The following is a 5,736-nucleotide window of genomic DNA, read 5'->3' on the forward strand; positions in this document are numbered from 1 at the left end:
TTCGAGGGGGTGTTCTGCAAGAACTGCAACACGCAGGTCGAACTCCAAGAGTCCCGAGAGACACGCGGTTACGAGGAGGCCGTGCTCGCCTGCTTCGATAAAACCACGACCTGGAATCTCCACGTCGCCGGGGAGCTCCGTCGCGATCTTCCGGATGGGTCGGCGCGAGTGAAGATCCTCGGCGCACCGGGAGCCTACGAGGTCGACTGGTGGAGTCCAGCACCGAGGGACTGGGAGCCGGTCGAACGTGGCGAGTTCGACGACGAGCCAGACGAGGTGTCACACCTGGCGTAGCGGAATTCGATCCCGCAGCGACTGTGAGGTCGTTGTTATTGTGCCGGCAATGGGTGCCGGCGCACACGCGCCGGGGAGACTGATGTCGAAACGGAGTCAACTCCGATTCGTCCAACAAGTCGAACAGACCGGTGAAACAGATGGTGAAACCGACCGGGTTGCACAGGTGTACCGGCATTCGGATGGATACCCGGCGAGCGTCCTCTGGAATCCCGCATAGCTGAAAGACCTCCTCGATGCGACCTGCGCCCAGCAAGGGCCGGGCAACACGGCAGCGACGTACATGTTCCTCGACAAACCCTCGACGGTCGGCCTGTATGTAGCTGAATACAGGCGCTAAGCCCCTCCCCAAACGAGTACCGCAGTCCGCGCAAGCGGAAAAGGAGCGCAGTAGGGTGGGGATACAGCGGCGTCATCATCTTTCAGACACTGTGCGTCCGCGAACTCGGCTGCGAGGGCGAAACCTGCACGTCGTGTCCCATGGCCGATTCGTGCGGCCTCGTCGTCGACGGCCCGTCGAGTTACGTCGTGACCGAGGCGGGGATGGCGTATCTCGATGACACTGCCCCTCAGACCGAGTCGGAGGGCCAGATCGTGCACCGTCCGAACGACTGAGGGTTCCCCGCGCCGTACCCTCGAACGGAATGGATCTCGCCTACGGTCCGGTGCCGTCGCGCCGCCTCGGGCGGAGCCTCGGCATCAACGACATCCCGCCGAAGACTTGCACGTACGCCTGCATCTACTGCCAACTCGGCCCGACGACGGCCACCGGCACTGAACGGCAGGAGTTCTACGATCCCGAAGCGATCGAGAGCGCCGTCGAGGAGCGCGTCGCTGCGGTTCGCGAGGCCGACGAGTCGATCGACTACCTCTCCATCGTCCCCGACGGCGAACCGACGCTGGACGCGAACCTCGGTGAAACGATCGATCGAATACGACGGTTCGGGATCGACGTCGCCGTCATCACGAACGGCTCGCTGATCGACCGGCCGGACGTCCGCGCGGACCTCTCGAAAGCGGACTACGTCTCGGTGAAGGTCGACGCCGGGCGCGCCGAAACCTGGAGGGAAATCGACCGCCCGCACGGGGCGCTCTCGTTCACCGCGATCACCCGTGGCCTCCGGACGTTCGCCGAGTCCTTCGAGGGGACGCTGACGACCGAGACGATGCTGGTCGACGGCGTCAACGACGGCGCGGACGACCTCCGGGCGACGGCCGACCTCGTCGGCGAGGTCGACCCCGACGTGGCCTACGTCGCCATCCCGACGCGCCCGCCGGCCGAGGAGTGGGTCGAACCGGCGAGCGAAACCGCGGTCGGGATGGCCTATCGACTGTTCGAAGAGCAGGTCGACGACGTGGAGTACCTGATCGGTGCGGAGCCGGACGACTTCGCGTCGACCGGAGACGTCGAGGCCGATATCCTCGGCGTGACCGCCGTCCACCCGATGCGCGAGAGCGGCCTCCGGGACCTGCTCGACCGCGCGGACGCCGACTGGTCGGTGATCGAGGACCTTCTCGCGTCGGGCGAGTTGATCGAGCGCGAGTTCGGCGACGAGCGGTTCTTCATGCGACCGATCACGACGGTCGAGGAGTGAATTCTGTCGGCCACGCCGAGTGTCAGGACGGGCCGCGAGTCCACCACGACAGCACCCACTCGACCACGACGCCCTGCACGATCGAGGCGACGACCATCGTCCCCAGGAGGGCCGCGGCGTAGTCGACGTCGAAGTAGTACAGAAAGAGGGGCAACAGCGGGAGTTTGATCGCCCGGTTGTACAGGAAGACGGCGACCAGGCCGTCTCGCATGCCTCGATCCCGAAGGTCCGCCAGCAGCGTGTACCACGCGTAGACGGGCCCGTGGCTGAGGACCCCACCAGCGATGGCGACCAGGTAGCCGGTCGCGCCGGACTCGTTCCCGAGGTACCTGGCGATGGCGTCGGCCGTTACCGCGTAGTTGATGAGGGTAACGAAGGCCGTCACGAGCACCAGGATCGGCGCGATGGTGAGCGCGAGCGACCAGGCGCTCCCCAGCGCCGCGCTCGCGTTTCCCGGATCGACGACGAACAGCAGGGCATACAGGAGGATCATGCCGCCGAGCAGGTACCGGTCGGTGCGAGACTGGCCACCGCCGCCGGACGCCGGTTTGGGGTTCGACGACCCGCTGGAGTTTCTATGCGAATCGCTCACGCGAGCGCCCCCATCACGAGCACGGTGCCGACCGAGACGAGGACGGCCAGGATCGCGCCGGTTACGTTCCGGGCGATCGCGAACCGGCGGCCGAGGACGGACGCCTCCGCCGGGAATTGCACGACGCCGATCGTCACCCAAGAGACGATGAAGGCAGTAACTGCGAGCAGACTCACGCCCCGATCGAGGATTTCACCACCGATGACGTAACTCGTTACCGCGTTCCCGGTCGAAACGCTGCCGATTCCCGTCCCGAGAGCCACGTCGAGGAACGGGCGACGGCCGAAGACTGAACTCACCATCTCGGCCGAGACGTACGTCCGGAGGAGACCGACGAGCAACACGACGCTGGCCAGGATCGGGAGCGCATTCCGGAGGCCCCTGACTGCTTTGCGAGTCGAGGCGACGAGTCGCTTCCGTCGAGAACCGTGCCCCATACTGGCGACTGGACCCCTGCCGCCTTCCTGATTTCGCTTCCGGCGGTGGTGGAACCCTCAGCCCATCGCGAGGACCTGCCACAGCACGTAGATCGCCGCCGCGCCGAGGAGCGTGCTGAGGACGGCGTACTGGCGGAGGCGGTCGGCGTCGGGCGAGCAATGGACCGCCCCGTGGCCGGTCGAGTCGCTGTGGGAGCCGACGTGAGAACACTCGGGGAGCATGTCGATCCCGACGTGGGCGAACACGCCGGCCGAGACCCCGAAGAAGACCGCCTTGACGATCGGCGAGAGGTCCGGCGTGAGGATCGACAGCGGGATTGCCGCAATGGCGACCGCGGCCGCCGGGACGACCATTATGGCGACCGGGAGCCCCGAGTTCTCGACCGCCTCGGACCCCGTGAACCCGGCGGGGAACTTGTGGGCGACGATGCCGTACCCGAACAGCGGCGTCAGCGACGGGAGCGCCCCGTAGGCGACGCCCATGATGCTCCCGGCCGCCAGGGCGTGGAGCGTGAGTTCGCCCGCAGCGGCGTTGATCGGCAGTTCGTAATGGGTCACGAGGTGCCCGAGTTCGTGGGCCCCGTACCCGATCAGGTAGCCGAAGGCGATGGCGAACCCGCCGTAATCGGGGTGATGGCCGATCGCCTTGGGCGCAATCAGCGCCGCCGCGCTGGTGAGCATCGCGCCGCTCGCCAGGCCGTAGGCCCAGACCTGTCGCCCCGGCGTGGCGAACTCGCCCAGGAGGCTGACCAGCACGCCGGCCATCATCGCGAAGAAGCCGAACACGACGATGCCGACGAGTTTGGTCCGTCCGGCGGCGAGGCCGAGCGCGACCACCGCGATCAACGCGACGAGGCCGAGGACGCTGATTCCGAGTGCGAGCCGTTCCCGTGACGTCGACCGTGACTGAACTGTCTCTGTCTGCACTGTTTCAGGCAAATATTTCGTGAGGCCGGTATTGTTTGTTTCGATCAATACCCCGGAATGCCGGTAGTTCGGGCCCCTGCGACGATAGGACCGCCGCCGCGTCGACCGGAACTACCTTCGTTCCGTGGGACGAAATGAACGTGAAGACGGAGAACGGCGGGTGTCGCGGGGCGAGGGCGGATGCTGCGCACCGGACCGCCGTTGTCCCCACCTCATCGCCGTCGCCCCCAGCGCACCGCCGTTCCTTCCCTCGATTACCCCTATGCATACGGAAACCGAGACCCAGCGCGCGATCGGGTCGAACCTCACCGAAGCGGCCGTTCGCGCGATCTCGACCGAGAAGGACGAACCGGACTGGATGCTCGACCGCCGACTGGACGCCCTCGAAACGTACTACGAGTTGCCGACCCCCTCGGAGTGGCCGGACCAGCCCGACCTCTCGACTGTCGACGTCGAGGGAGTCGTGCCGTACCTGCGCCCGGACGTGGACGTGGACGTCGACGTCGAGGGCTACGACGACCTCCCCGAGGACGTCAGGGAAACCTTCGACCGCCTCGGCATCCCGGAGGCCGAACGCGACGCGCTGGCCGGGAGCGGGGCCCAGCTCGAATCAGAGGTCCTGTACCACCAGCTCGAGGACCGGTGGGACGACGAGGGCGTGATCTTCTGCAGCATGGACGACGCCGTCCGGGAGCATCCCGACCTCGTCCGCGAGTACTTCATGAACGCGATCGACCCGGACGAACACAAATTCGCCGCCCTCCATGCGGCCTTCTGGTCCGGCGGCTCGTTCCTGTACGTCCCGGAAGAGGTCACGGTGAACCTGCCGATCCACGCGTACTTCCGGATGAACGAGCCCGGGACCGGTCAGTTCAGCCACAACGTGATCGTCGCGGAACCGGACAGCGAGGTCCACTACATCGAGGGCTGTTCGGCCCCGACGTTCAACGCCACGAACCTCGACTGCGGTGCCGTCGAGGTGTTCGTCGGCGAGAACGCCCACGTCCAGCACTCGACGGTCCAGAACTGGTCGCGCAACACGTACTGCCTGAACACCGACCGCGCCGTCGTCGAGGCCGGCGGGCGGATGGAGTGGATCTCCGGGATGCTCGGGTCGAAGGTGACGATGCTCTATCCCTCGTCGGTCCTTCGGGGCCGGGGCGCGAGCGCGAGCCACATCACCATCAGTTTCGCCGAGGGCGGCCAGCGCATGGACTCCGGGGCGAAGATCTACCACGAAGCGCCCGAAACCACGGCCTCCGTCGAGGCGAAGTCGATCAGCAAGGGCGGCGGTCGAACCACCTACCGCGGGCTGGTTCGTTCGCTCGACGACGTGGACGGGGTGGCGACGACCGTCGAGTGCGACGCTTTGATGTTCGACTCGGAATCCACCAGCGACACCCTGCCGCACGTCGAGGTCGAGGGCGACGACGCCGCCATCGCCCACGAGGCGACGGTCGGCAAGATTGCCGACGAGGACGTGTTCTATCTCACGAACCGCGGCCTCGACGAGGAGGAGGCCAAGCAGTTGATCGTCAGCGGCTTCATCGAACCCCTCACCGATGAACTCCCGGTCGCCTACGCGGCCGAGTTGAACCGGCTCGTCCAGCTGGAGATGGAAGGCAGTCTGGGCTGACGATAGCCCACACTCGGTACCGAACCGAAGCGGCACCGTTTCGTTGTACCAATTTGGTACTAGCTAAAGGGTTTTCGTCCTCCATCACATAGTCGCTCGCGAAGGCAGGCAATCACCACAACGGGAACGGTCGAAAGGCGAGAACGGACGGCGGCCGAGGGAGCGGTCACACAGCGTCCAGCACGGATCTCTATCGAGGCCGAGCTCCAGAAAATCGCAGATCACCTCCAAACAGACGTTGGTGCCTATCTCATC

General features: G+C 66.0%; 7 protein-coding genes and 1 pseudogene. 5 read left to right on the top strand and 3 right to left on the bottom strand.

Going from position 1 to position 5,736, the window contains the following annotated elements:
• From ACI944_RS10860 to ACI944_RS10875, 4 genes and pseudogenes are all read left to right on the top strand, one after another.
• Positions 1-294 (top strand): hypothetical protein (locus tag ACI944_RS10860; RefSeq protein WP_411719070.1); only part of this gene is annotated, 294 nt, incomplete at its 5' end.
• Between the two features lie 82 nt (positions 295-376).
• A pseudogene (locus ACI944_RS10865) lies at positions 377-616 on the top strand (hypothetical protein); the annotation flags it as partial.
• 158 nt (positions 617-774) lie between these two features.
• Positions 775-909, top strand: a complete 135-nt coding sequence (locus ACI944_RS10870; RefSeq protein ID WP_411719071.1) for a hypothetical protein — start codon at positions 775-777, stop codon at positions 907-909.
• A gap of 29 nt (positions 910-938) precedes the next feature.
• Positions 939-1,889 carry a radical SAM protein gene (locus ACI944_RS10875; protein WP_411719072.1) on the top strand — a complete coding sequence of 317 codons (951 nt, stop codon included), beginning with the start codon at positions 939-941 and terminating at the stop codon, positions 1,887-1,889.
• A 22-nt stretch (positions 1,890-1,911) separates the two neighbouring features.
• On the opposite strand, the gene ACI944_RS10880 is transcribed toward ACI944_RS10875, so the two are convergent.
• Genes ACI944_RS10880 through ACI944_RS10890 form a run of 3 tightly spaced genes read right to left on the bottom strand, consistent with a single transcriptional unit; the run spans position 1,912 to position 3,845 of the window.
• Complete coding sequence (locus ACI944_RS10880; RefSeq protein ID WP_411719073.1) at positions 1,912-2,481, bottom strand: hypothetical protein; 570 nt, start codon at positions 2,479-2,481, stop codon at positions 1,912-1,914.
• A complete protein-coding gene (locus ACI944_RS10885; protein WP_411719074.1) occupies positions 2,478-2,918 on the bottom strand; it encodes a hypothetical protein in 441 nt (146 codons plus the stop codon). The genes ACI944_RS10880 and ACI944_RS10885 overlap by 4 nt, the downstream gene beginning before the upstream one ends.
• 57 nt (positions 2,919-2,975) lie before the next feature.
• Entirely contained in the window at positions 2,976-3,845 is an 870-nt protein-coding gene (locus tag ACI944_RS10890; protein ID WP_411719075.1) for a ZIP family metal transporter, read from the bottom strand.
• A gap of 262 nt (positions 3,846-4,107) precedes the next feature.
• Between ACI944_RS10890 and sufB the strand changes: the two genes are divergently transcribed.
• Positions 4,108-5,481 carry a Fe-S cluster assembly protein SufB gene (sufB, locus tag ACI944_RS10895; RefSeq protein ID WP_411719076.1) on the top strand — a complete coding sequence of 458 codons (1,374 nt, stop codon included), beginning with the start codon at positions 4,108-4,110 and terminating at the stop codon, positions 5,479-5,481.
• The last annotated feature ends 255 nt before the right edge of the window (positions 5,482-5,736 follow it).

It is taken from the genome of Natronomonas sp., assembly GCF_046710025.1.
Classification (GTDB): Archaea; Halobacteriota; Halobacteria; order Halobacteriales; family Haloarculaceae; genus Natronomonas.

Bases quoted from the DNA above. Each gene is read 5' to 3' on its own strand.
- sufB (WP_411719076.1), top strand. From the start codon at position 4,108: ATGCATACGGAAACCGAGACCCAGCGCGCGATCGGGTCGAACCTCACC.
- ACI944_RS10885 (WP_411719074.1), bottom strand. From the start codon at position 2,918: ATGGGGCACGGTTCTCGACGGAAGCGACTCGTCGCCTCGACTCGCAAA.
- ACI944_RS10870 (WP_411719071.1), top strand. From the start codon at position 775: ATGGCCGATTCGTGCGGCCTCGTCGTCGACGGCCCGTCGAGTTACGTC.
- ACI944_RS10875 (WP_411719072.1), top strand. From the start codon at position 939: ATGGATCTCGCCTACGGTCCGGTGCCGTCGCGCCGCCTCGGGCGGAGC.